The organism is Actinotignum sp. UMB0459 (assembly GCF_051905915.1).
Classification (GTDB): Bacteria; Actinomycetota; Actinomycetes; order Actinomycetales; family Actinomycetaceae; genus Actinotignum; species Actinotignum sanguinis.
On sequence record NZ_JBQAIK010000020.1, the window covers coordinates 66,814 to 91,675 of the forward strand.

The 24,862-nt window shown below is 60.4% G+C and carries 20 protein-coding genes and 6 tRNA genes; 5 read left to right on the top strand and 21 right to left on the bottom strand.

Annotated elements, in window-relative coordinates; genetic code table 11:
• Positions 1-24: 24 nt before the first annotated feature.
• Positions 25-504, top strand: coding sequence for a hypothetical protein (locus tag ACTFPK_RS08300; protein ID WP_439911416.1), 480 nt, complete (start codon positions 25-27; stop codon positions 502-504).
• Positions 505-566: 62 nt separating this feature from the next.
• Here ACTFPK_RS08300 and ACTFPK_RS08305 read toward each other — a convergent pair whose 3' ends face one another.
• The 21 genes from ACTFPK_RS08305 to ACTFPK_RS08405 form a co-directional block, all read right to left on the bottom strand.
• Positions 567-2,870, bottom strand: coding sequence for a RelA/SpoT family protein (locus ACTFPK_RS08305; RefSeq protein ID WP_439911417.1), 2,304 nt, complete (start codon positions 2,868-2,870; stop codon positions 567-569).
• Positions 2,871-2,889: 19 nt separating this feature from the next.
• Positions 2,890-3,432, bottom strand: a complete 543-nt coding sequence (locus ACTFPK_RS08310; protein WP_439911418.1) for an adenine phosphoribosyltransferase — start codon at positions 3,430-3,432, stop codon at positions 2,890-2,892.
• Positions 3,429-4,526 (bottom strand): protein translocase subunit SecF, encoded by a 1,098-nt coding sequence (secF, locus tag ACTFPK_RS08315; RefSeq protein WP_439911419.1) that lies wholly within the window; start codon positions 4,524-4,526, stop codon positions 3,429-3,431. The genes ACTFPK_RS08310 and secF overlap by 4 nt, the downstream gene beginning before the upstream one ends.
• Complete coding sequence (secD, locus tag ACTFPK_RS08320) at positions 4,526-6,265, bottom strand: protein translocase subunit SecD (RefSeq protein WP_274735746.1); 1,740 nt, start codon at positions 6,263-6,265, stop codon at positions 4,526-4,528. Before secD ends, secF begins: the two co-directional genes overlap by 1 nt.
• Before the next feature lie 5 nt (positions 6,266-6,270).
• Positions 6,271-6,750 (bottom strand): preprotein translocase subunit YajC, encoded by a 480-nt coding sequence (locus ACTFPK_RS08325; RefSeq protein WP_274735744.1) that lies wholly within the window; start codon positions 6,748-6,750, stop codon positions 6,271-6,273.
• A gap of 80 nt (positions 6,751-6,830) precedes the next feature.
• Complete coding sequence (gene ruvB, locus ACTFPK_RS08330; RefSeq protein WP_016442673.1) at positions 6,831-7,850, bottom strand: Holliday junction branch migration DNA helicase RuvB; 1,020 nt, start codon at positions 7,848-7,850, stop codon at positions 6,831-6,833.
• Positions 7,847-8,440 (bottom strand): Holliday junction branch migration protein RuvA, encoded by a 594-nt coding sequence (gene ruvA / locus ACTFPK_RS08335; RefSeq protein ID WP_439911420.1) that lies wholly within the window; start codon positions 8,438-8,440, stop codon positions 7,847-7,849. Before ruvA ends, ruvB begins: the two co-directional genes overlap by 4 nt.
• A gap of 22 nt (positions 8,441-8,462) precedes the next feature.
• Positions 8,463-9,101 (bottom strand): crossover junction endodeoxyribonuclease RuvC, encoded by a 639-nt coding sequence (gene ruvC, locus ACTFPK_RS08340; RefSeq protein WP_439911421.1) that lies wholly within the window; start codon positions 9,099-9,101, stop codon positions 8,463-8,465.
• Positions 9,101-9,856, bottom strand: a complete 756-nt coding sequence (locus tag ACTFPK_RS08345) for a YebC/PmpR family DNA-binding transcriptional regulator (RefSeq protein ID WP_016442670.1) — start codon at positions 9,854-9,856, stop codon at positions 9,101-9,103. Before ACTFPK_RS08345 ends, ruvC begins: the two co-directional genes overlap by 1 nt.
• A gap of 106 nt (positions 9,857-9,962) precedes the next feature.
• Positions 9,963-10,469 (bottom strand): NUDIX hydrolase, encoded by a 507-nt coding sequence (locus ACTFPK_RS08350; protein ID WP_274735738.1) that lies wholly within the window; start codon positions 10,467-10,469, stop codon positions 9,963-9,965.
• Positions 10,470-10,478: 9 nt separating this feature from the next.
• Positions 10,479-11,072 carry a hypothetical protein gene (locus tag ACTFPK_RS08355; RefSeq protein WP_016442668.1) on the bottom strand — a complete coding sequence of 198 codons (594 nt, stop codon included), beginning with the start codon at positions 11,070-11,072 and terminating at the stop codon, positions 10,479-10,481.
• Entirely contained in the window at positions 11,069-12,193 is a 1,125-nt protein-coding gene (locus tag ACTFPK_RS08360; protein ID WP_016442667.1) for a glycosyltransferase family 4 protein, read from the bottom strand. The genes ACTFPK_RS08355 and ACTFPK_RS08360 overlap by 4 nt, the downstream gene beginning before the upstream one ends.
• A complete protein-coding gene (locus ACTFPK_RS08365) occupies positions 12,190-13,197 on the bottom strand; it encodes a phosphatidylinositol mannoside acyltransferase (RefSeq protein WP_439911422.1) in 1,008 nt (335 codons plus the stop codon). Before ACTFPK_RS08365 ends, ACTFPK_RS08360 begins: the two co-directional genes overlap by 4 nt.
• Complete coding sequence (gene pgsA, locus ACTFPK_RS08370; RefSeq protein ID WP_439911423.1) at positions 13,194-13,859, bottom strand: phosphatidylinositol phosphate synthase; 666 nt, start codon at positions 13,857-13,859, stop codon at positions 13,194-13,196. Before pgsA ends, ACTFPK_RS08365 begins: the two co-directional genes overlap by 4 nt.
• The gene (gene thrS, locus ACTFPK_RS08375; protein WP_439911424.1) at positions 13,859-15,838 is read right to left on the bottom strand and encodes a threonine--tRNA ligase; all 1,980 of its coding nucleotides are present in this window, start codon (positions 15,836-15,838) and stop codon (positions 13,859-13,861) included. The genes pgsA and thrS overlap by 1 nt, the downstream gene beginning before the upstream one ends.
• Positions 15,839-16,100: 262 nt before the next feature.
• Positions 16,101-16,547 (bottom strand): Dps family protein, encoded by a 447-nt coding sequence (locus ACTFPK_RS08380; RefSeq protein ID WP_016442663.1) that lies wholly within the window; start codon positions 16,545-16,547, stop codon positions 16,101-16,103.
• A gap of 768 nt (positions 16,548-17,315) precedes the next feature.
• Positions 17,316-17,390 (bottom strand) — tRNA-Val (locus tag ACTFPK_RS08385).
• Between the two features lies 1 nt (position 17,391).
• A tRNA-Gly gene (locus tag ACTFPK_RS08390) sits at positions 17,392-17,464 on the bottom strand.
• Positions 17,465-17,535: 71 nt separating this feature from the next.
• Positions 17,536-17,610 (bottom strand) — tRNA-Val (locus ACTFPK_RS08395).
• 4 nt (positions 17,611-17,614) lie between these two features.
• A tRNA-Cys gene (locus ACTFPK_RS08400) sits at positions 17,615-17,685 on the bottom strand.
• 58 nt (positions 17,686-17,743) lie between these two features.
• Positions 17,744-17,816, bottom strand: a tRNA-Gly gene (locus ACTFPK_RS08405).
• Positions 17,817-18,029: 213 nt separating this feature from the next.
• Here ACTFPK_RS08405 and ACTFPK_RS08410 point away from each other — a divergent pair.
• The 4 genes from ACTFPK_RS08410 (at position 18,030) to treZ (ending at position 24,837) form a co-directional block, all read left to right on the top strand.
• A tRNA-Val gene (locus ACTFPK_RS08410) sits at positions 18,030-18,101 on the top strand.
• A gap of 52 nt (positions 18,102-18,153) precedes the next feature.
• Positions 18,154-20,316 (top strand): glycogen debranching protein GlgX, encoded by a 2,163-nt coding sequence (glgX, locus tag ACTFPK_RS08415; RefSeq protein ID WP_016442661.1) that lies wholly within the window; start codon positions 18,154-18,156, stop codon positions 20,314-20,316.
• A gap of 10 nt (positions 20,317-20,326) precedes the next feature.
• Positions 20,327-22,990 carry a malto-oligosyltrehalose synthase gene (treY, locus tag ACTFPK_RS08420; protein WP_439911425.1) on the top strand — a complete coding sequence of 888 codons (2,664 nt, stop codon included), beginning with the start codon at positions 20,327-20,329 and terminating at the stop codon, positions 22,988-22,990.
• A complete protein-coding gene (treZ, locus tag ACTFPK_RS08425; RefSeq protein ID WP_439911426.1) occupies positions 22,990-24,837 on the top strand; it encodes a malto-oligosyltrehalose trehalohydrolase in 1,848 nt (615 codons plus the stop codon). The genes treY and treZ overlap by 1 nt, the downstream gene beginning before the upstream one ends.
• Positions 24,838-24,862 lie beyond the last annotated feature (25 nt).

Genomic DNA, 24,862 nt, shown 5'->3' on the forward strand with positions numbered 1-24,862 from the left:
TCTTTGCCATCGCACACTCTCGATATGTATGTGGATGCGGTGCAGCGCCTGGATGTTAACGCTGGTTTGCTGGTGGAATATGCGCCCGGGCTGGTGTGCGCGGCTGATTGCGCCACCCATTCGGTGCTGCGGGCTTCTCTTCTTGCGCCGGTGCTGGGGCGGGATACCATCGCCATCACTCTGAGCGCCTTGTGGGTGTATACCGGCTATTGGCCAGCGGACCGGCTGGTGCGGATCTGTAGCGTGCGAGCGAAGTCGCGGGGTGTGCGCAAGCCAGCGCCCGCGGAGCGCCAATCGATAGCCGGATTATACTTGACCACACTACCGCGCACAATCACGGATATTTTTCGCCAGGAGGAGCTGGACGTGGCGATTTCCTGCGCTTTGGAGGTAGCACGGCGGCGCCTTCTAGAAGCTCATGAGTGGGAAGCTGCGGCGCAAACCCTAACCGGGCAGCACCTCGCCGCAGCGCGTGCGGCTGTGCATGCTATTGCCCAGCGCTAAGCACGGGAGCGACCAGGAGCTTCCGGCGTTCAGCTCCGTGCCGTAACCGCGGCGAATCCGCGCTATGCACGCGGAGATTCCACCCGGCGCTGATTAGCGGGCTTGGAATTAGTCACCCGGTACGCATCGTACACGCCTTCAATCTTGCGTAGATCTGCCAGCACCCGAGCTAGGTGATGCGGATCGGCCATCTCAAAGGTGAAGGTGTTACGCACCATGCGTTCTTTCGTGGTCATCATATTGCCGGCCAGAAGATTCACCCCGTTATCCAGGAGCGCTCGGGAAATATCGGAGAGTAAGCCCTGCCGGTCGAGTGCGTCCACCTGGACCTGGATAACGTACACCGCTTCGGAATCATCAGCCCAGTGCACCTCGAGGAATCGTTCCGGTTGCTTTTGCAACTGCTCCACATTCGGGCAATCCGCGCGGTGGATGGACACACCCGAGCCGCGAGTCACGAAACCAACGATGGAATCGGGGGGAACCGGGGTGCAGCAGCGGGCTAGCTTGACCATAACATCCCCGGCTTCCATGCCTTGGACCACCACAGCGTTATCGGTGCTGGCCGTGCTCCGCCGCCGTGAAATACGGTTCGGAGTCACTGCCTCCGCGAGAGTTTCCTCCACCCCGGCCTGCCCGCCCTGGGAGGTAATGAGGTTACGCACCACCGTTTCGGGGGAGATATCCCCTTCCCCAATACCCGCGTACAGGTCATCGACGGAACTGCGTCCGGCCTCCCGCGCTACTTCCGCGAGTGTGTCATGGCTCATGAGGCGCTGGACGGGTTGGTTACGTTTACGGATGGCGCGGGCAAGCTTATCCTTGCCCTCTTCTACCGCTTCATCCCGGCGACTCTTCTTGAACCACACCCGGATCTTGGCGCGGGCACGCGGACTTGCCACGAAATCAAGCCAGCCGAGGGAAGGTCCGGCATCCGGGCTTTTCGCGGTAATAATCTCAACCGTATCCCCGGATTCCAGCTTGTGATCGAGGGTGACGAGACGATCATTCACCCGCGCCCCCACCGTACGATGCCCTACTTCCGTGTGGACAGCATAGGCGAAATCGACCGGGGTGGCTCCGGTGGGGAGCTCCATAACTTCCCCGGCCGGAGTGAACACGTACACCTTATTACCGGAGATCTCATAGGAGAGCGACTCGAGGAATTCTGCCGGGTCCGCGGTTTCCCGCTGCCAATCAACTAGCTGGCGTAGCCAGTTGAGCTGGGTTGTTTCTTCGTCGACTTTCGCGGTCCCGCCCCCGCGCTTGGTGGCATTCGGGTTTTCCTTATACCGCCAGTGCGCTGCCACTCCGTATTCCGCGCGCCTATGCATATCGTAGGTACGGATCTGAATTTCAAGAGAGCGGTTATCCGGGCCGATAACCGTGGTGTGAATCGACTGGTAGAGGTTGAATTTAGGGGTGGTGATATAGTCCTTGATCCGCCCCTGAATGGGCGTGAAAATAGTATTGGCAACACCCAGCACCGCGTAGCAGTCCGGGATAGTTTCCACGAGTACCCGCACTCCCACGAGGTCATAAATATCTTCGAAGTCCTTACCCCGCAAAATCATCTTCTGGTAGATGGAGTAATAGTGCTTAGGGCGACCGGTAATCGTGCATTTAATATGGGAACTCTTGAGCTCCCGCTCCAAAATGGCCTTGATTTTCGCGATATACGCTTCGCGTTCCGGGGTGCGTTCTTGCACCAGGGATTCAATTTCGGCGTAGACCTCCGGGTACATGGTTTTAAAAGAGAGGTCCTCGAGTTCCCATTTAATGGAATTCATGCCGAGGCGGTGCGCGAGGGGCGTGTAGATCTCCAGGGTTTCATGTGCCTTGGATCGTGCCTTTTCCTGCGGCATGAAACGCCAGGTGCGGGCATTATGGAGCCGGTCGGCAAGTTTAATGAGAAGCACGCGGATGTCTTTGGACATCGCGATCACCATTTTGCGCACCGTTTCCGCCTGCGCTGCTTCTCCGTATTCGACCTTATCGAGCTTCGTGACTCCGTCCACGAGCAGTTCCACGGTGGAGCCGAAATTATCCCGGACCTGCTCGAGGGTATATCCGGTATCTTCCACGGTGTCGTGGAGGAGAGCACCCACGAGGGTATCCTCGTCCATTCCGAGTTCGGCGAGGATGGTTGCCACCGCGACCGGATGCGTAATATACGGCTCTCCCGAGCGCCGCTTCTGGCCACGGTGGCATTCCTCCGCCACGTTATACGCCCGGATAATGCGTTCCTTATCAACATTACCCAGGGCGCGCATAAGGGGTTCCAGGGCATCAGGAACCTGGCTGGCCGTGCGTCCGGTCAACCACGATAGCCGCGATAGTACCCGCGGACCCTGCGATTCCGACATGCCCCACTCCCCTCTTGCGTTAATCGAAGGTTAGCACCGCTTCGACCTGCCTACCGGCCAGACGCTCCCGACCGCCCATACCCGCCAGCTCAATGAGCATGCACAGGCCGGCCACAATCCCGCCCGAGCTTTCCACCAGCTCACAGGCTGCATTCGCGGTTCCACCGGTGGCGAGAACGTCATCGATGATAAGAACGCGCTGTCCATCTTCAATACTAAAGGGCTGAACCTCCATGCGGGCCGAACCGTATTCCAGTTCATAATCAACCCCGATAACCGGCCCGGGCAACCGCCCGGCTTTGCGGATGGTGACCATTCCCAGCCCCATGGCGTACGCCAGCGGCGCGGACAAAATAAATCCGCGTGATTCCAGCCCGGCAACGGCGTCGATCTTACCTTCGTAATGGCGGGCCAGCTCATCAATAAAGAGGTGGAATGCTTCACCGTCTGCTATCAGCGGGGTGATATCACGAAAGATAACCCCGGGCGCCGGGAAGTTTTCACGTTCTCGCACCCGACTGGCCGCTAGTTCCACGAGTTGCGAAGAAAACGCAGTGCTCACTTCTTGCTCCTCTTCTTGCGGCGCGGCTGCGCGGTATTACCAAGATGGTGGCCAGGTTCGAGCACCGCGGAGACGACGTCCTCTTCCGCAACACCGGCCTCAACACGCTCGGCGCGCGCAGCAGCCACTTCCGCGTTATGGGACTTGATGCGCGGATCGGCATTCGTCAGGGTGACGGCGAGCGGCGCCGCCAAGAAAATGGACGAGTACGCCGAGAGCAGCAGACCGACGAAGAGCACCAGCGCAAGATCGCGCAAGGTACCCGCGCCCATAAGGTACACCCCGATGAACAGAATGGATGCCACCGGCATAATCGAGGTGACCGAGGTGTTGATGGAGCGGATGAGAGTCTGGTTGACGGCGTGGTTCGTGGACTCCCCGAAGGTCACACGGTGCTGACGCAGCACGTGCTCGGTATTTTCACGGACCTTATCGAAAACCACCACGGTGTCGTACAGGGAGTAGCCGAGGATCGTCAGCAGACCAATCACGGTGGACGGCGTGAATTCGAATCCAAAGAGACAGTAAATACCCACCGTCACCACAAGGTCGTGGAAGAGCGCAACGATTGCGCCCAGGGCATTGCGCCAGGATCGCATATAAGCCCACAGCGCGAGGAGCACCAGCACGATAAAGACCACGAAACCCTGGAGGGCCTTCGTGGAAATATCCTGGCCCCACACCGGGCCGATATAGGTGGAGGTGACATCCTGAACGGAGGTTCCGTATGCTTCAGCCAATTCTGTGCGGATCGCTTCTGTTTCCGCATTGCCCACGCCGGTACCATCAGCATTCGCCGAGGTTTGGATGCGCAGGGAGTTCTCACCTACCTGGGCTACGCGAGCGGCTGCATCCCCGCCGTGGCGGGCCATGATATCCGAGGCGAGGCGCTGATCGGTGGTTTGTGCCCCCGAGACCGTGAACTGGGATCCACCGGTGAACTCAATACCCATATTGAGCCCGCGGGTGAAGAGCGCGATAAACGAGGCGATAACGCAAATAATCGCGATGGTGTACCAGGTCTTGCGCCGCTGCACAATTTTGAAGCTGCGCCGCCCAGAGTAGAGATCATTACCTAAGCTGTACATCGACATTAGGCGTTCTCCTTTCCCTCGCTGCTCGCGGGGAGAGCGGCCCGACGCTCGCGGGTGCGACGCTCAGCAAGCGAGCCTTCCCCGGGAACCTTACGGCCGCGGTACGCCGGGGTATGCGCCAAATGCTTGGCGGACATACCCGATGCCGGGTGCCCCCCGCCGAAGAACTTAGTGCGCACCAGCAGCGTCATAAGCGGATAGGTAAACATAAAGACGACAACGAGGTCGAGGATCGTGGTGAGCCCCAAAGTGAAGGCGAAACCGCGCACCGAACCCACTGCAATGAAGTAGAGAACCCCGGCGGCAATAAGGTTGACGGAATCAGAGGCGATAATCGTGCGGGTTGCGCGCTTCCATCCGCGCTGCACCGCGGTACGTACCGCGTGCCCGTCACGAATCTCATCCCGAATACGTTCGAAGAACACAATGAAGGAATCGACCGTGATACCGATAGAAATAACCAGACCGACGACGCCGGCCATTGACAAGCGGTAACCCATCACCCAGGACAGTAAACAAATAACCCCGTATGACAAGCCCGTGGCAAGCACCACCGAGCCGATAGCCACAATAGCGAGGGCGTGGTACTGCCAAATCAGGTAAAGAACAATAAGCACAAGACCGATCAGCCCGGCCACCAGGCCCGCGCGCAGCGATTCAGAACCGAGGGTGGCCGAAATTTGCTGTTCGGATTGCACCTCAAATTCCAGGGGTAGCGAACCGAATTGCAGCTGGTTGGCCAGCACCCGCGACGTCGTCGCGTTAATGCCGGAACCGTTAATAACGGCCTGCCCGCCTGAAATCTGGGTTTGCGGAACCGCGGAGGAAATAACGCGCCCGTCTAGAACGATAGCGAATTGGTTTTGTGGACTCTTCAGGCCCACCAGCCGCCCGGTCACTTCAGAGAACTTCTGCGCGCCCTCGTTATCGAATTCCAACTGTACAATCCACTGGCCCTGCTGCTGATCGAAACCTGACGTGGCCCGGGTCAGGTTCGTTCCGGCAATCTCGGCCGGGCCGAGCACGTACTTAAACGGCGTGACCTCGCCCGTTTTAGAATCCTTGCTTTGCCCGCAGGCCACCAGCGCGGTATCCGGGTTTTCTTCCGGGGCGGTAGCCGGGTTCTCTGCGGTGCAATCCAAGGTCAGCGCATCGTAGGTGACCCGCTCGGTTTTCGCCCAAGCTGGATCCGAGGCGTTGCTCGGCTGGCTGGGCGGAGTGGTGGAGAGCTTGCCGTCTCCATCTGCGTCGGCAGCCTTCATGGCCGCTTCTTCCAGCGCGGTGCCGGTCAGGGGTGCGGCATTCTCCCCCTCGCCCTTCATAGTTCCCGGATTCGCCATGGCGAGCACCGGGCGCATCCGCAACACCGCGGAATTACGCACGAGGTCGAGGGTTTCCTGACTGGGATGCCCGGGCAGACCCACCACAATATTGGAGCCACCCTGAGAGGTAATTTCCGCTTCCGCCACACCCGAAGCGTCCACGCGCTGGCGAATAATTTCAATCGCCTGGTTGACATCTTCGGCAGTGATCTCGGAATTATCCGTGGTCTTCGGGGTGAGAATAAGCTCCGTGCCCCCTTCGAGGTCAAGAGCAAAATTCGGGGTCCACCGGGATTCCGATCCGGAGCCCGTTGCCGACCCCACCCCCAGGGAGACAAAGAGCGCGATCGCCAAGATCGCAAGGGTAATGATCCGGCGCCAGGATAACCGGACGCCGGAATTTTTAGATTGAGACATAGTGTTTACTTCCAGGCCGAGCCCGACTCATCTTTCTTTTCACCAAAAGCCGAGTCCGTGCTCCGAGGAGTCACGTGACCGGTCACTTCCGGGGCCGCCGCACTAGCGGAAGCAGCAGTTCCCGCGGCACTATCCGCATCGCTCGCGCCGGCTCCGGATAGCTCCGAAGCGCTTAGGCGAGCGGCTTCCGCAGCATCTTCCGCCGCCGCTTCTTCTTCAGTGACCGGCGCGAAGGGAATGGAGGCCTGCTCCCGAATAGCCAGGCGCGACCACACAGTTTCATCCCCGGAGGGACTTTCGAGCGTCACCGCATCCCCGTCAATAGCAACAATGCGCCCGTAAAAACCCGCGGTGGTCATGACATCTGTGCCGACCACCAGAATGCTATTGCGGTGTTCTTCAGCACGTGCCCGGGCCTTCTTATTGGACTGGGACATGAACAGAACCATCCCCACCAGGATGGCGCCCATGATGACGAATTCCACGCGAAAGCTCCTTGGAAAAGACAATAATTACCGTGCCAGTTTACCGTGCATAACTGAAAACACCTGCCGCCGTGACGAAACTAATCTGTAGGCGGAGTTAAACCCAGATGCGTCCAGGCCCGCGGGGCCGCCATCCGCCCGCGCGGGGTGCGCACTAGATAGCCTTCGCGCACCAGGTAGGGTTCCACCACCGTCTCTACCGTTTCCGGTTCTTCTCCCACCGAAACTGCCAGGGTAGTCAGGCCCACCGGCCCACCGCCAAAGCGGGTGCACACCGCGTCGAGTACCGCACGGTCAAGCCGATCCAACCCGGCTGGATCCACCTGGAAAAGGTCGAGGGCGGCCCGCGCGGCCCTCAGGTCCAGCTCCCCGGTGCCGCGCACCTGCGCCCAGTCCTGGACGCGGCGCAACAGCCGGTTGGCAATACGCGGGGTGCCGCGCGAACGCCCGGCGATTTCCTGAGCGGCATCCTCGGTAATGCTATGGCCGAGCTTAACGGCATTACGCCGCACAATACGGGCCAGGTCGCGCTGTTCGTAATATTCCAGGTGCGCCGTAAAGCCGAAGCGATCACGCAAGGGAGCGGGCAGCAAGCCGGCGCGCGTCGTCGCCCCTACCACCGTGAAGAAAGGCAACGGCAACGGGATCGAGGTGGCGCCCGGTCCCTTCCCCACCATCACGTCCACCCGAAAATCTTCCATGGCCAGGTAGAGCATTTCTTCGGCGTTGCGAGCCAGGCGGTGGATTTCATCGATGAAGAGGACGTCGTTTTCCTGCACGGAGGAAAGAATCGCAGCCAGGTCTCCCGAATGCTGGATCGCCGGACCGGAGGTCAGGCGCAGCGCCCCGCCCACTTCCGCCGCAATAATCATGGCGAGGGTAGTTTTCCCCAAACCCGGCGGCCCGGAAAGGAGCACGTGATCGGGAGTGCGCCCGCGCTGCACCGCTGCCTGCAGCACGAGGGAAAGCTGGTCACGCACGGTGTCCTGGCCCACGAATTCGGAGAGCTGGCGCGGGCGCAGGGCCGCTTCGGCGGCACGCTCCGTTTCGTTGGCTTCCGGGGAGACCAGGCCGGCGTCGAAGGACATATCTTCGCTCATCGGCGGGCCCCTAGTATTTGGAGACTTGCGCGCAGCAGCTGGGCCACGGTGCCCTGCGGTACTTGCGCGCGCGCTTCTTCATACGCGGCGACGGCGTCGCTTTCTTTCCACCCCAGTCCCACCAGACCGGCAACCACGGCATCGGGATCCGCCCCGGCGGTGGCCGTCTCACCCGCCGCCACCGGCGCCGGACCAAGCTTATTGCCCAGCTCCAAAATAATGCGCTGGGCGCTCTTCTTGCCAATACCGGGAACCCTGGTGAGGGCAGCTTCGTCCTTGGATTGCACGGCGGCGCGCAGAGCATTCGGGGTGTGGACAGAGAGAAGAGCGAGCGCAACTTTGGCGCCGATACCGGACACCGTTTGCATGATGTCGTAAACGTCGCGCTCGTCCGCTTCGCTAAAACCGTAGAGGGAGGGAAGATCATCGCGGCTGGCAACCAGCGAGGTATAGAGAAAAGCTTCCGTGCCTTCGCGAAGGCGCGCGAGAGTATCCGGCGTCGCAAAAACTTTGACGCCCCACCCGCCGACCTCCACCACCGCGAAAGTGGTGGTAACACGGCTCACAGTTCCGCGAATACTTGCAATCACTCAGGGCTCCTTCCTCATGACTCTAGCCGGTAGCGGAGCGGCGCGGGGAGACCGCGCCGGCGCGCCGACTCATGCGTTCAGCTCCCGCCCACATGCGCTGCGCGGCGGTTAAATCCGCTCCTTCGGCACGTGGGAGGGCGCCGGCCCCGCCGTGCTGACCATTATCCACCGTGGCATCCAGGGCGTGGGCGCCCCCGCGCCACGCGTGGGTGATGGCAATGGCGAGGGCGTCCGCGGCATCCTTGGGACGCGGCAGCTCGGCCAGACCTAAAATCCGCTGAACCATGTTTTGCACCTGGAGTTTCCCGGCGCGCCCCGAACCTGTGACCGCTGCCTTCACTTCGGAGGGCGAGTGCAAGCCGAGGGGAAGCTGGGCGCGGGCAGCAGCCAGCATAGCGATACCGGCCACCTGCGCGGTTGAGGTCACCGAGCGCACATTTTCCTGCGCGAAAACGCGTTCCACCGCCACGACCTCGGGAGAAAACTCCGCGATCACCGCGTCGATTTCATCCGCGATAAGGAGAAGACGCCGATGCGGGGCCAGGTCCACCGGAGAGCGCGCCACGCGCATATCCACCAAACGCACCCGCCGCGTCACATCGGCGTCAATGGTCCCCAGCCCGCAGCGCGTAAGTCCCGGGTCAATACCCAGAATGCGCACTACTCACCCTCGAGCTCAGCGAGGATCTCATCGGCGATATCCGCGTTGGTGTAGACCTCTTGAATATCATCGACATCGTCGAGCGCATCGGTGAGTTTGAGGAGCTTTTCCGCGCCGGCGCGATCCAGGGGAACATTGGTAGATGGAACAAAGCGTGATTCTGCGGAATTGTAGTCAATTCCGGCTTCCTGAAGCGCGGTGCGCACAGCTACCACATCGCTAGAAGCACAGTAAATGGTGAACGTTTCGCCGTCGTCCTCAATTTCTTCGGCGCCGGCGTCAAGAACCGCCATGAGAACGTCATCCTCGGAGTTCTCCCCTTTAACCGCTTCCACCACACCGCGACGGTTGAAGAGATAGGAAACCGAACCCGGATCCGCCAGGGTCCCCCCATTGCGCGTGAGTGCGGTACGCACATCCGAGGCGGCACGATTGCGGTTATCGGTCAGGCATTCGATGAGGATAGCCACCCCACCCGGGCCGTAACCTTCATATGTAATGGCTTCATACTGGATGGAATCATCAGTTTCACCCGAGCCACGCTTAACCGCGCGATCAATATTATCGGCCGGCACCGAGTTCTGCTTGGCTTTGCGGATCGCGTCAAAGAGCGTGGGATTGCCCGCGGGATCTCCACCACCGGTTGCCGCTGCCACTTCGATATTCTTGACCAGACGCGCGAAAAGCTTGCCGCGCTTGGCGTCATTAGCGGCTTTCTTATGCTTGGTGGTTGCCCACTTGGAGTGTCCTGACACGTGTCCTCCCGAGTAGATAAAAACTTCCGGAGCCATTGTACGCGGTTCGAGGCCCGGGAACTATTACCTGGGCCGCAGCGCGCCTAAGCTGTACCGTTCAGGGAGGTTAGTTCTCCCAAAGCTCCCGGCAAATCCCATCCCATCCAGCGTGCACCTGGGCCGCCAGCTCCGCGAGACCCGCCGGATACACCCGTTCCCTCGGGGAACCAGCGAGTTGCGCGCCGGCACGCCAGTCGATAACGTCGAGGAGTTCTTCTTCCGCCGCGGTCCAGGCCCGCCCGCTTCCGGTCACCGCCGCGCGGGCGCGCACCGCGTCCAGCCGTACCGCGAAAAATTCTTCGTCTTGACTGAGGGTGGTACGGGCAAAACGAAAAGTTGCGTGCCGGCGCAGAACCGGCCCGATAAGTTCCGTTTCAGTTACGACGACGCCGGTCTCCTCCCGAAATTCCCGCACTGCCGCCTGCTGGGGGCTTTCCGTATCTTCCAGTCCCCCACCGGGCGTGAACCACCACCGGTGGGAAGGATCGTCCCGGTCATGGCCGCGGATGAGGAGGACGCGGCCGGCTTCATCCAGGGCGATAATGCGGGCAGCACGCCGGGGAGTGGTGGTCATCGGGAACTCTTACTCATCGTCAATATCGATGGTTTGCGGGACCGGGGCGTGCCCGGCGATGGGAAAAATGGAGAGAATCCGGGAATTGCGTACCCGGCGAGCCTGGTCCACATGCGAATTATGGAAGGAGCGTGTCATGCGCACATCGAGGCGGGCACGTTCGAGGCGCCGGTAAAATTCACGGGCGGCTGCATCGGTGATATCGTTCGGGTCCAGCTCATCCACGGTGAGTCGCAGGGCGCGGGAAAGCTCGGATTCCACCGCGCGCCGTTCCCGCGCTGCCACGGCCGGATCGGGAAGATCATCGCGCATATCACCGGGTAAGGCTTCCAATCCGTCCGCCACCACCGGAAGCATGGAGGCGGAGAGCACCCGCTGGGCACTATCGGTGAGGATAAGAGCCCCGGCCATATCCAATTCCCCGGACATAGCCATATCGTAGGCGGTGCGGGCGCGGGCGGCGAGCGCCTGTTCCACCGCGCGGCGCGATTTCAGGAGGGTGGTATGGAGGCGATCAAGGCGACGGGCCGCCACCACGGCGCTCAGACCGAGAAGGAGAAGCACCACGCCGGCGACGAGGGCAAGCCACCACCATATATTCACTGCTCTACCTCCATCTGGGCGGTGCGGACCGCTGTTTCATAGACGGCAAAGACTTGGGAGGCAACCGTGGACCAGTCGTAACGCTGGGCTTCGGCCTGGCCGGCCTGCGCCACCCGAGCCCGGCGTTGCGGATCACGCAAAGCCGCCACGGCCACCCGGGCCAGATCCTCCGGGTCTTCATTGGCGAAGTGGTCCCCGAACGTTCCCCCGCCCAGCACCGCGCGAAAAGCGGGAATATCCGAGGCGAGCACAAAACCACCCGCGCTCATTGCTTCGATAAGAATAATTCCGAAGGATTCACCCCCGGTATTGGGGGCTACGTAGAGGTCCACACTGGCGAGCATGGCGGCTTTATCGGGATCGCTGACGGGACCGAGGAACGTCACCCGTGCGGCCGCCTCCCCGAAGAGTTGCCGTGCCGCTTCCTCATCACCTTTCCCGGCCACGAAGAAGCGCGCCTGCGGGTAGTCGCGCAGGATGAGCGGGGCGGCAGCGGCCAGCACCGGCAGACCCTTGCGAGGCTCATCAAGACGACCGAGGAATCCGAAAGTGGGAGAGTCGGGCGTGCCGGTGAAGCGGGCATCACGCGGTACTTCGAAATCGGCGGTATATACGCCATTGGGAATAATAAAAGCGTCTCCGCCTAAATACTGCACCGTGGTACGGCGTGCTTCTTGGGAAACCGCGATACGCGCCTGGATCTTTTCCAGGATGGGGCGCAGCACCGGAGAAAAGAGGTCGAAGGCCCGGGAACGATCCATGGCGGTGTGGTGGGTGGAGACGACCGGGCATTCCGCACTCATGAGGGCAAGCATAGAAACGGAAGGAACGAAAGGTTCGTGCACGTGGAGAACATCGAAATTCCCTTCCCGCAGCCAGCGGCGTACCGCCCGATTGACTCGCGGACCGAAGGAGAGGCGCGCTACCGAACCGTTATAGGGAATCGCCACGGAGGCTCCCACCGGTACCACGTAATCGGGCAGCGCCTCGTTTTCTTCACTCGGGGCGATCACCGAAACACTGTGTCCGCGAGCGATGAGCTCCTCGGCTAGATCCCGGATGTGGAATCCCACTCCCCCGGGCACGTCCCACGAATAAGGGCAGGCAATCCCGATGTTCACGGCGTTCCTTCCTTCGCGTCGTACTCTGCTTGGCGGCACGCAAGTTCCCGGGCGGCTTTCTCACGGTTAGTGCGGTAGCGTTCACCGTCCAAATCGGCGACAAAAACAGGCTGGAGCATATGCCAGTCCTCAGGGTGCTCAGCCAGCACGCCTTCAAAAGCTGTGATCCATTCCTGGGTGATTCGCTCGATTTCTGCGTGGCGTTCGCGCGGGGAAGCCGCGGCGTCCACTCGCGCGCGGATGGGTGCGCCGCTGCGCAGCACCATCCGCCATCGGGTGGGCACTTCCCGGGTACGTTCCCTTTTCACGTAGTAGGAGAAAATAGGAACGACGGCGCAGCCGGTATCTATGGCAAGGATCGCCGGTCCGGCAGCGGCGAGCATACTCTCCCCAAAGAATTCCACTTCCACGCCAGACGCGGTGAGATCACGATCAGCCAGAACCGGGGCGAGAATGGGGGCCTGGCGGGTATCCTCCGCGAGACGGTGAATCGCCCCACCGCCTTTGACCACGGGATAGATAACCATCCCAATATTTTCACGCAGGCGCACGAAGCGCTCGAAAACCTCGGCGGGTTCTAATTTTTCTACCAGGGTGTGCACAGGTGCGAGGAAATAGCGCGACCACGCCCCGGCCATATCCCAATTGCCCATGTGCATGAGCGCCCCGATGAGGGCATGGCCGCGGGCAAATTCCGCGCGAGCGGAATCGAGACCGTCCTCGATGACCCGCGCCGCTAAGTCGTCGGCTTCCCAATTTCCCAGCCGCAGGGCTTCGTAATAGTAGCGCATATAGGAACGCATGGCGGCGCGATTGAGCCGGCGGGCAGCCCTGCCGCGCACATCTGGGCGTATCCGCGCGAGGTTGCGGCGCAATTGCTGGGTTCCGCGCAGCGGCAGAGCTCCGGCGACCGTCCCGACCGCGGCAAAGAGACCGCGGCCCACCGGTTCGGGGAGCCGGGCCACCGCCCCGGTGGCACGGAAAAGAAGATTGCCGAGATTCACTGGCCGCTCCCCTGGCCGACCCGCTCACCAGCACCGTGCTCCGCGCGGGACTGCCGGTAGACCGTTACCATGCGCTGGGCCACCGTGATCCACCCGGCTACCGCGAGATAACCGAGAGCCACCAGCAGCACCCATGCACTGGCCCCGTAGCCGGTAATCAGCGCCCCGAGCAGCACGATAACCAGCCGGTCCGCGCGTTCACTGATCCCCACATTCGCGGTGAATCCCACCGCTTCGGCGCGGGCGCGCGCGTAGGAGGTGCACAGCGCGGCCGGGAGGGCCGCCAGGCAGGCCAGAGCCAGCCAGTCGGTGAGCCCGGCCGTCGCCCCGATGTTCCAGCGCGTGATCCACAGGAGAATCCCGCAGAATATCGCGGAATCTGCCAGGCGGTCCAGGGTGGAGTCCAGGAAGGCACCCCAGCGGGACGCGGTTCCGGTGAGCCTCGCAATTTGACCGTCAAGACTGTCGAAAATCACGGTGATACCGATAATCCAGGAGGCCCACACGGGGTGCCCGAGGGGATAGAGGATGAGCGCGCAGGCCACCACCGCCACGGTTCCGGTGATCGTCACCGCGTCGGCGCTGATCCCCGCGCGCACGCACAGGCGCGCAATGGGACCGAAAATTGCCTGGGCCAGAGGCTGCCCGCTCCGGGAGAGCATTAGAACTTCTCCGCTTCCGGCTCATTAGCGCGCCGTCGTACCACATCCACGATATGCGCGATCGCTTCGTCAATAGCAACCCCGTTATGCTGCTCGCCGTCGCGGAAACGGAAGGACACGGCGCCGGCATCGACGTCGTCCCCACCGGCAATGAGGGTGAAGGGAATCTTTTCCTTCGCGGCGTTCCGAATCTTCTTGCCGAAGCGATCATCGGACGTATCAACTTCGGCGCGAATATGCTGTTCACGCAGGCGCCGGGCGATATCTTCGCAGTAGTCGTTGAAGGTTTCGGCCACCGGCACCAGGCGCACCTGCACGGGAGCGAGCCAGGCGGGGAAAGCCCCGGCGTAGTGCTCAACCAACACACCCAGGAATCGTTCGATGGAGCCGAAGAGGGCCCGGTGGATCATGACCGGGCGCTGGCGCGAGCCGTCCGGCGCGGTGTATTCCAGGCCGAAACGCTCCGGGAGGTTGAAGTCAAGCTGGATGGTAGACATCTGCCAGGTGCGGCCGATGGCATCGCGGGCCTGCACCGAAATCTTGGGGCCGTAGAAGGCCGCCCCTTCCGGATCGGGCACTAGTTCGAGGCCGGAGGATAGCGCCACTTCTTCCAGGGTGCGGGTAGCTTCTTCCCAGAGGTCGTCATCCCCGATGAACTTCTTGGGGTCCTTCGTGGATAGCTCCAGGTAGAAATCGTTGAGACCGTAGTCCTTGAGGAGGGACAGCACGAAGGTGAGCAGGGAAGAAAGTTCCTCGCGCATCTGCTCGCGGGTGGTGTAAATATGGGCATCGTCCTGGGTGAAACCGCGGGCGCGGGTGAGACCGTGGATAACGCCGGACTTTTCGTAGCGGTACACCGTTCCGAATTCGAAGAGCCGCAGCGGCAGATCGCGGTAGGAACGCCCCCGCGCCTTATAAATAAGGGAGTGCATGGGGCAGTTCATCGGCTTGAGGTAGTAATCCTGATCCTCATCCACCCGCATGGCCGGGAACATTCCATCCTTGTACCAGGACAGATGCCCGGAGGTCTGGAAGAGCTGGCCTTTGGTGATATGCGGAGTATTGACGAAATCGTAACCGGCTTCGATATGGCGCTGGCGGGAGTAATTTTCCATTTCCATGCGGATAATACCGCCCTTGGGATGGAAGACCGGGAGCCCGGAGCCAATTTCATCGGGGAAGGAGAACAGGTCGAGTTCGGTGCCCAGCCTGCGGTGGTCGCGGCGCTGCGCTTCCGCAATACGGGTCTGGTAGGCATCCAGTTCTTCTTTGCTCGGCCAGGCGGTGCCGTAGATACGCTGGAGATGATCGTTATTCTGATCCCCCTTCCAGTAGGCGGCCGAAGCGCGGGTGAGCGCAAAACCATTGCCGATAAACTTGGTGGAAGGCAGGTGGGGCCCGCGGCATAGATCGGTCCACACCACATCGCCGTGGCGATTGACATTGTCGTACATGGTGAGCCCGCCATGGCCCACTTCTACGTTCGCCCCGTCCGCATCGTGACCCTTGGTGGTGATGAGCTCGAGTTTGTAGGGCTGGGAGGCTTCTTCCTGGCGCGCCTCTTCTTCGGTGACTTCGCGGCGCACGAAACGCTGATTTTCCTTGACGATGCGCTTCATGCGCTTTTCGAGTTCTTTCAGCATCTCCGGAGTAACCGGGTCAATATTGCCGAAATCGTAGTAGAAGCCATCCTCAATAAAAGGACCGATACCCAGATTGGCATCCGGGTAGATCTGCTGGACAGCCTGGGCCAGCACGTGGGTGGCGGAATGGCGGAGAATATTGAGCCCGTCCGGGGAATCAATGCGCACCGGTTCCACTTCGGCGCCGTCCAGCGTGGTCAAATCCGTGGCCAAATCCTTGAGTTCCCCGTTTACTTTCAGGGCGATAATCGCGCGATCCGCGGCGAAATAGGCGGTTCCCGGGCACGGTTCGTCAAGGGTGACGAGGGTGCCGTCCACGGATAGACGTGCGGGCATAGTTTTCTCCTTAGTTCTATTTTTCACGGCATCCAGACCGGGGATGCCCGCCCACCAGGATACCTGTTTCACTCCGGCCACGCCCGCGGCGCATCACCACCGGGGCCCGGAAGGGGATACAGCTCACGCATACCGCGGGTATAGTGCTGGGACGCTCACGCACCCGTTATAAACACAACGGAGGGGACACACCCCACATATCAGTGGGATGGTCCCCTTCGCTCAGAGTCACAAATGTGAGCGTCAGTATGACGCAGGTGACTTAGTTTTCGACCGCGGAGGCCTTCATGAACCAGCCCTGCAGCTCCAGGTTGCGAGCGACCCCGATGAGTAGGTCACCGCTGAGCGGATCGGCTTCGTCCACCTTGGACAGGTCATTCTGGATACGCCGGGACGCTCCGTAGAGCTTTTCTGCCATCACGGTATAAACATCGTCCACATTGAAGGGACCGGTACCCGCATCATCGAGACCGCTTTCCTTGGCCACGGTCACGGCCCGGCCATCCGGGAAACCACCGATGGTTGCAATACGTTCGGCAACCTCATCAAGGTCAGTGCGGGTGACGGATACGACTTCATCAAGAGCGAGGTGCAGAGCACGGAAACGCGCACCCTGAATATTCCAGTGGTACTGCTTAGCCTGCAGGGAGAGGTCAATAAGATCGGTCAGCGTGCGCTGAAGAGCATCGATAACAACTTTTTCGGCCATTGATCCATCCTTTCGTTTACGTATATAGGTCTACCCGCTCTATTGCGGAAAATATAGTCAGGAAGACCTAACGCACGGTCGCGCGCGGCACTTTTTTCACCCGCTTTTTCCGCACGACGACGCCATTTTCCCGCGTGGTTGCGCGCTTTTACGCTCATGGCATGATTGCTTCCAGCTCGAGGCGGCCACCCGGGACTTTGGTCATTTACTTCCCTGTCTATTCTGTTACCCGGCCCTGGAGCGATCACCCGCTCGACATGGACAAGCGTGGATGATATGAGCGGTGGCGCCCATAAAAAGCAACCTGACGACAACGGGCCCCACAGCATGCAACTCCACGACATCAAAACAATTTCTTAACGTAGTTGCCGTTGCGCTTTGATTTCGGTTGGATCCCGCGGCTTCCCTCGAGAACCTCATGGGCCTCACAAGCTTCAATAGTCACACCGGCATCTGCAGGGGTGGTATGTGTTTTCAGAGCTGTACTGCGTTTGTCGTACATGCGAAGTACATCCCGGAAAAACATACCTTCCTCGCCGGCGCGGTACTCCAGATCTGCGGGGCAACCGAGCGGTCCGGCGAGGCAGAATGTAAGTTCGGGACATCACCCCTCACAGAGTGTGCGTAAGGGACACGAAATCGCCCTGAAACGGTGCTCTCCCGCACACTTTGTTTCCAGGACACAGTTCACGGCAGTTCCGGGCAGGATCCAAGAACGGTACGCCGTCATTAGCAACCATTTTGTCTAGATAACCCGGTGAATAAATATGGTGGGCGATACTGGGATCGAACCAGTGACCTCTTCCGTGTCAGGGAAGCGCGCTCCCGCTGCGCCAATCGCCCGAGCGGATGACGGGGCTCGAACCCGCGACCTCAACCTTGGCAAGGTTGCGCTCTACCAACTGAGCTACATCCGCACTGTTTCACAGCGAGCCACTAGCTTACCCAACCGTGAGAGCCGGGTCAAAATGGCGCTGCAAGGAAATAGTGGTGGGCGATACTGGGATCGAACCAGTGACCTCTTCCGTGTCAGGGAAGCGCGCTCCCGCTGCGCCAATCGCCCCGCGAGGTGGGTACGGGATTCGAACCCGTGTACACGGCTTTGCAGGCCGTTGCCTCGCCTCTCGGCCAACCCACCGTCCGGATACGTGAGAGGAGTATGGGCACGTGTGCCGCTTTGCCTTTCTTCACATCCGAGCGGATGACGGGGCTCGAACCCGCGACCTCAACCTTGGCAAGGTTGCGCTCTACCAACTGAGCTACATCCGCGCGGCCACTCAACAATCACTAACCAAACCTGCCGGCCAGGCTATACCGTGGCGGGAACCGCCGCGGCGACGTCGATGACATCGAAAAACTATAGCGACATTCCGCGCACCCGGTCAAACCGGGACAGTGAGGTGCACACCACGTTAGTTAAATTTGAGTTTCTCCGCCCACCCCCTATAAGCTTGCGTGATGCACGGGCCGTTACGGTCGCCCGGGCGATTAGCTCAGTGGTAGAGCGCTTCGTTCACACCGAAGAGGTCACTGGTTCGAACCCAGTATCGCCCACCGTTTCGCTAGATTTTCAGTAGATTCCCACTTTCGTATGAGATACTCAGGTATGAGAATTTGGCCTGGACACCCGTATCCGCTGGGCGCTACTTTCGACGGCACCGGCACGAATTTCGCGATCTACTCCTCCGTGGCTGAGAAAATCGAACTCTGCCTACTTGACGATAACAACAAGGAAACCCGCGTGGAACTGCGGGAAGTTGATGCCAATGTCTGGCATTGTTACCTCACCTCAATTCGGCCCGGGCAGCGTTACGGATACCGCGTGCACGGCCCCTACGATCCGGCCCAGGGCCTGCGTTGCGATCCTTCCAAGTTCCTCCTGGATCCCTACGCCAAAGCTATCGAAGGCAATATCACGAATGCCCAGGAAGTCTTTTCCTACGACTTCAACGACCCTTCGCAACCGTGCACCTTGGATTCGCTAGGCCACGTGCCGGTCTCCGTGGTCATCAGTCCCTATTTCGATTGGGGTTATGACCGCCCCCCCAAGCATGAATATAACGAGACCATTATTTATGAAACGCACGTGAAGGGCTTTACCCAGCGCCACCCGGACGTTCCCGAAGAATTACGCGGTACCTACCAGGGCCTCACCCACCCACCCGTTCTTGATTACTTCACTTCCCTGGGGGTGACAGCTATTGAGCTCATGCCGGTGCACCAATTTATCAATGACACCTCGCTCCAGGATCGAGGGCTGAGCAATTACTGGGGTTATAACACCATCGGCTTCTTTGCGCCCCATGATGGCTACGCCACCCGCTCGCGCGGGGAGCAGGTCGATGAGTTTAAGGCCATGGTCAAAGCTTTTCACGAAGCCGATATTGAGGTCATCCTTGACGTGGTCTACAACCACACCGCGGAAGGGAACCACATGGGCCCCACCCTATCTTTCAAAGGTATCGATAACCGGTCCTACTACCGCCTAGTTCCCGATGACCCACGGCACTATTTCGATACCACCGGGACCGGGAACTCCCTGAATATGACCTCCCCGCACACCCTCCAACTGATTATGGATTCACTGCGGTACTGGGTGACGGAGATGCACGTGGATGGTTTCCGTTTCGATTTAGCCTCCACTCTGGCCCGGGAACTTCACGCAGTGGATAAGCTCTCCTCCTTCTTTGACATCATCCAGCAGGATCCCATCATTTCCCAGGTCAAACTCATTGCCGAACCCTGGGATGTGGGCGAAGGTGGCTACCAGGTGGGTGGATTCCCCCCGCTGTGGACAGAATGGAACGGCAAATACCGTGATACCGTGCGTGATTTCTGGCGCGGGGAACCCGCTGCCCTTCCGGAATTCGCCTCGCGCCTGACGGGCAGCGCAGACCTGTATGAATCCTCCGGGCGTCGCCCCTTTGCCTCCATTAATTTCGTGACCGCGCACGATGGTTTCACCATGCGCGATCTAGTTTCCTATAACGAGAAACACAATGAAGCCAACGGTGAGAACAACGCGGATGGAGAATCTAATAATCGCTCCTGGAATTGCGGGGAAGAAGGCCCCACGGACAATCCCGATATTCTCGATCTGCGCGAACGCCAAATTCGTAATTTCATCTCCACCCTGCTACTTTCTCAAGGCGTGCCAATGATTTCCCACGGTGATGAAATTGGGCGCACCCAGGGCGGTAATAACAACACCTACTGCCAGGACAATGAGATTGCCTGGATGGATTGGGATCTCGATGACCGCCAGATGGATATTTTGCAATTCACGCGGGCAGCGATTGCTTTCCGCAAGAACCACCCGGTCTTCCGGCGCCGGCGTTTCGTTTCCGGTTTCAATCCTGTATGCGAAGGTTGCCTGCCGGAAATCGAATGGTTCCGCCCCGATTCCAGCCAGATGGAAGATTCCGATTGGGATTCCGGTTTCGCGCGTGCCCTGATGGTTTTCCTCAACGGCGCTGGCATCCGCGAACCTGATGAGCGCGGCAACCCAATTATTGATGATGATGTCCTCCTCATGTTCAATGCGGGCGACGACGAAGTTGAGTTCGCTATCCCCGGCGGCGAATACGCCCGCGAATGGACAGAGGTGGTTAATACCGCGGCGGAGGTGAATCCCCAGCTGATTTTCGCTTCCGGGGATACCACCAGTCTGATCGGGCGTTCGATGCGCGTTTTCGTGCATGAGCCCTCCGAGGAAGATATCGATGATGCCCTGGCCGGTGCTCAGAAAACTACGCCGACCGTGCGCTAAGCTCGAAAGTATGACCGCAATCACTGATACCTCCAGTATTCCAGCTCTACGTTCCCACGTGCCCGGCGCTGGGCAGCGCCAACCCGTGTCCACGTATCGACTGCAACTCGGTCCCCATTTCACCTTCGCGGATGCCACCGCCCTGCTCCCCTACCTCGTGCAGCTCGGGACTACCGATGTGTACTGCTCCCCCATCCTCCAGGCAGCCCCGGGATCCACGCACGGCTATGACGTAGTTGATCACACCCGGATTTCCGAGCCAATGGGTGGGCAGGACGGTTTTGAGGCTTTTGCGAATGCGGCGCACGCTGCTGGCCTCGGCATCATCGTTGATGTGGTTCCCAACCATATGGCGATGCCCACCCCGCTCTACCTCAATCGGGCCATGTGGTCCCTGCTGCGCGATGGGCCCGAGTCGCCCTACGCTTCCTGGTTCGATATTGACGTGGAGTCCAGCGACGATGGGATCCTCATCCCGGTGCTCGGCGAACGCGTGGGTACGGCGCTGGCCCGGGAGGCAATTGCGCTCGATCACGTCGTCGTACCAGGTTATGAGGACGACGGCGAAGTTCCGGTACTGCGCTACTATGACCACATTTTCCCGGTCCGGAAAGGCACCGAATTTCTACCGCTGGCAGAACTGCTGCAACGCCAGTACTATCGGCTCGCCTATTGGCGAGTAGCTGAAGAAGAACTCAATTACCGCCGATTTTTTGATGTGGATACCCTCGCGGGGATTCGGGTAGAGGATCCTGAGGTATTTCACGCCTCCCACGCGCTGCTGCTGGAGCTCTTCCACGCCGGTTTTATTGATGCATTCCGTATCGATCATCCCGATGGGCTCGCCGATCCGCGCCAGTATATGGAGCGCCTGTACGAGGCAACCGGCGGGGCGTGGATCGTAGCGGAGAAAATCCTGGAGGGTAACGAAAAGTTGCCTTCGGATTGGAAGTGCGCGGGGTGTACCGGGTATGAGGCTTCGTGGCGTATCGGGGCGCTACTGACCGACCCTGAGGGGGTGCGTGCCCTCACCGCGAATTTCGTGCACCTATCCCATACCACCCAGCCGTATCCGGTTCTGGAGCGCGAGGCGAAAAGCCAGATTATGCATTCCTCCCTCCAGGCGGAAGTGGAGCGGATGGCGCGGCTCATGGCGGAAGTATGCCGCGATGATCTGCGCTTGCGGGACCATTCCCAGCGCTCTTTGTATGATGCGGTGTCCGCGCTCGTCATCTGCATGGATAGGTATCGGGCCTACGTGGTTCCCGGGGAGAAAGCGCATGCCAGCGCTGAAACTGCGCTGCTCGAGGCCGCCGAACGGGCCCGGGGCCTGCTCTCCGAAGATCGGTGCGAAACCCTGGACGTTGTTGTTGATATTTTGCTCGGGCGGGAAATCGGTTCGGCAACGAAACGCCATGACGCTTCCCGTAATGAAGCGATTATCCGATTCCAGCAGGTATGCGGCGCGGTCATGGCCAAAGGTGTGGAAGACACCGCTTTTTATCGGTATACCGCGCTTACCTCGGCAACCGAGGTGGGATCCGATCCGCTGCGTGCATCGCTCACCCCCGATGAACTCCACACCTGGACCCGGCAGATGATGGCCGATTGGCCCGTGATGATGACCACGCTCACCACCCATGATACGAAACGCGGGGAAGATACTCGCGCCGCTATTGCCACCTTGGCCGATTACCCCACCGAATGGCTGGAACTCCTGGAACGGCTGCGCGAACGGCACGCTGCCTCCCGCCCCGCGGAACTCGATGGCCAGATCGAGAACCTCATGTGGCAAACAATTATGGGAACCTGGACGGATAACGGGCCTATCGAAGCTGATCGCCTCATTGATTACCTACGCAAGGCCGCCCGCGAACAAAAATCGTGGACCACGTGGACCGAACCGGATGAAGCACTGGAAACCGGGCTTTTTGCCTATGCGCGCTCGGTTATTTCCACCCCGGAATCGGTGGCGGAGCTCACGGCTTGGTGGGAACATACCCGCCCGACACGCCGCGCGCGTATCCTCGCCGCGAAGGTTCTGGCCCTCACGCTGATCGGGGTGCCCGATACCTACCAGGGAGAGGAAATCACCCGCAATCTGCTGGTGGATCCCGATAACCGCCGCCCGGTGAATTACCGGCGGCTTGCCAGCATGCTCGAGCAGCTGGATAGCGCGGGTGCGCTCCCCGCGCAGGCAAGCGTGGATGAAGAGAAAATGTGGGTGACCTCGCGCCTCCTGCGCCTGCGCCGGGACCGCCCGGATACTTTTGTTTCGCTGCGTTCGGGCTACGAGCCGCTGGCTGCCACCACCGGAAATATTTTTGCTTTTACCCGCACCCTGGATGGGGAGCCAGATGTGATCGTGGTGGTCTCGCGCCTCGCGCACCGCCAGGAGGTGGCCGGCGGCTGGGGCGATGCGCATATCGTGCTCCCGCCCGGGCGGTGGCGCAGCGTTCTGGAGGAAGGTGAGATTGAAGGGCCCCAGCTCCTTGTTCGCGATGCCTGCGCGAATCTGCCGGTGGCAGTGTACGTTCGTGCTGATGCCTGCGGATCCGACGGCGCGAATGCGGCAGGCCGCGCTCAAGCGAGCACTGAATCACCTACTGGAGCGAAGGCCGGAGGGAACGCCGGGGGCAACGCAGGGTGCGACGCAGGAGGGAGCACCGAGTAATGGAACCGCTGAGCGTGTGGGCACCGGGACGCGCGAGCGTTGATGCCCTCGTGGACGGGGAGCGCCTCCCCTTCCGACCGGTTACAGCCGCTGATATTGCGGCAGCTCGCTCTGGGCGCGACGGTGCTGCTCTAGCTAGCGGACCGGGATGGTGGATCCTCGATACTCCCCTCCCGGCCGGAACCCGCTACCGCATCAGTCTGGACGGAGGAATGGGGCTGCCTGATCCGCGCACCCGGCGCCAACCCGAAGGGGTCATGGGCCCCTCCGAAATTGTTGATCTCGACGCTTTCGAATTTTCACCTTTCCCCGGTATTGATCCGCTCGGCAAAGTGTTTTACGAACTGCATATCGGCGCCTTCACCCCGGAAGGCACGTTCGATGCTGCGGCGCAGAAATTCGGATACCTGCGCGACCTCGGAGTGGATATCGTCGAAGTCATGCCGATTTGCCCGGTGCCCGGCACCCGCAATTGGGGCTATGACGGCGTGGATATCTATGCGGTCACCGAAAACTATGGCGGCCCGGCGGGTTTCGCACGTTTCGTCGAGGCCGCGCACCGCACCGGACTGGCGGTGTGCCTGGACGTGGTCTACAACCATTTCGGACCGGACGGGAATTTCCTGGCGGAGTTCGGCCCCTACACCACGGATCGCTATTCTTCCACGTGGGGCCCGGGTGTAAACGTGGACGGCCCGGATTCCGGCCCGGTGCGGCGTTATTTTATCGACAATATGCTCCAGTGGGCCCGTGACTACCACGTGGATATTTTTAGGCTTGACGCCGTCCACGCGATCCGGGACAGTTCCGATCACCACATCCTCGCGGAATTATCCGACGCCGCCGCGGCTTTCGCCGCGGAGAGCGGGCGGCGTATCGCACTCGTGGCGGAATCGGACCTCAATGATGTGGCGATGCTGCGCCCCACCCGTGCGGGTGGCAAGGGCATGGATATGCAATGGGCTGATGATATTCACCATGCCCTGCACACCTATACAACCGGGGAGAATTTCGCCTATTACGGGGATTTTGCGTTACCCGGAGCCCTGGAGAAGGCCATGCGGCACGTTTTCGTGCACGACGGTAATTTCTCTACGTTCCGGAAGCGGAACTGGGGTTCTCCGGTGCCCGATACGCTTGATTCGCGCCGTTTCCTCGTCTATACCGAAAATCACGACCAGGTGGGTAACCGCGCACTGGGAGACCGCCGCTCCCATACTCTGAGCGCGGAACGCGCCCTCGTTGCCGACGCGCTCATGCTGCTCTCCCCCTTCACACCCCTCCTTTTTATGGGCCAGGAGTGGAGTGCTTCCGCGCCTTTCCAGTTCTTCACCGATCACACTCCGGAGCTGGGAGAACGTGTGGACGCGGGGCGGATTGCGGAATTTCGCGACTGGGATTGGGGTGAACATGCCGGTAAAATTCCCCCGCCCCAAGCGCTTTCCACTTTCACCCGGTCGCACCTGAACTGGGCAGAATTAGAAGAACCTTCCCACGCTCGTTATCTCGAAGTGACCCGCGAGCTACTGCGGCTGCGGCGTGAGCACCCAGATTTTGCTTCCCCGCAGCGAGAAGATTCAGAGATTGTACGCTTGGGCACTGCGGGTTATTACCGGCGCGGAGCCAGCTTCGTGGTTTTCCATGTAGGGGCAGCGACCTCCCCGCTCCCCGGCGAAACACCGACCCGCACACCGGCCACGGAAACCGCGCTTCCTACCCGGGTGCATCTACCACCCGAGGCAGGGCAGCTGCATACGCTCCTCACCTGGGGCAGCGTTACCGTGGCCGAATCCTACGTTGATTTTTCCGGTCCTGGCTTCGCGGTTCTCAGCCCCCACAGTACCTAGTCCCGAAACGCGACTCGCGCTAAGG

Coding starts and splice junctions, on each gene's coding strand:
- ACTFPK_RS08300 (WP_439911416.1), top strand. CDS start 25: ATGTATGTGGATGCGGTGCAGCGCCTGGATGTTAACGCTGGTTTGCTG.
- ACTFPK_RS08305 (WP_439911417.1), bottom strand. CDS start 2,870: ATGTCGGAATCGCAGGGTCCGCGGGTACTATCGCGGCTATCGTGGTTG.
- secF (WP_439911419.1), bottom strand. CDS start 4,526: ATGTCGATGTACAGCTTAGGTAATGATCTCTACTCTGGGCGGCGCAGC.
- secD (WP_274735746.1), bottom strand. CDS start 6,265: ATGTCTCAATCTAAAAATTCCGGCGTCCGGTTATCCTGGCGCCGGATC.
- ruvB (WP_016442673.1), bottom strand. CDS start 7,850: ATGAGCGAAGATATGTCCTTCGACGCCGGCCTGGTCTCCCCGGAAGCC.
- ACTFPK_RS08350 (WP_274735738.1), bottom strand. CDS start 10,469: ATGACCACCACTCCCCGGCGTGCTGCCCGCATTATCGCCCTGGATGAA.
- pgsA (WP_439911423.1), bottom strand. CDS start 13,859: ATGCTCTCCCGGAGCGGGCAGCCTCTGGCCCAGGCAATTTTCGGTCCC.
- thrS (WP_439911424.1), bottom strand. CDS start 15,838: ATGCCCGCACGTCTATCCGTGGACGGCACCCTCGTCACCCTTGACGAA.
- ACTFPK_RS08380 (WP_016442663.1), bottom strand. CDS start 16,547: ATGGCCGAAAAAGTTGTTATCGATGCTCTTCAGCGCACGCTGACCGAT.
- glgX (WP_016442661.1), top strand. CDS start 18,154: ATGAGAATTTGGCCTGGACACCCGTATCCGCTGGGCGCTACTTTCGAC.
- treY (WP_439911425.1), top strand. CDS start 20,327: ATGACCGCAATCACTGATACCTCCAGTATTCCAGCTCTACGTTCCCAC.
- treZ (WP_439911426.1), top strand. CDS start 22,990: ATGGAACCGCTGAGCGTGTGGGCACCGGGACGCGCGAGCGTTGATGCC.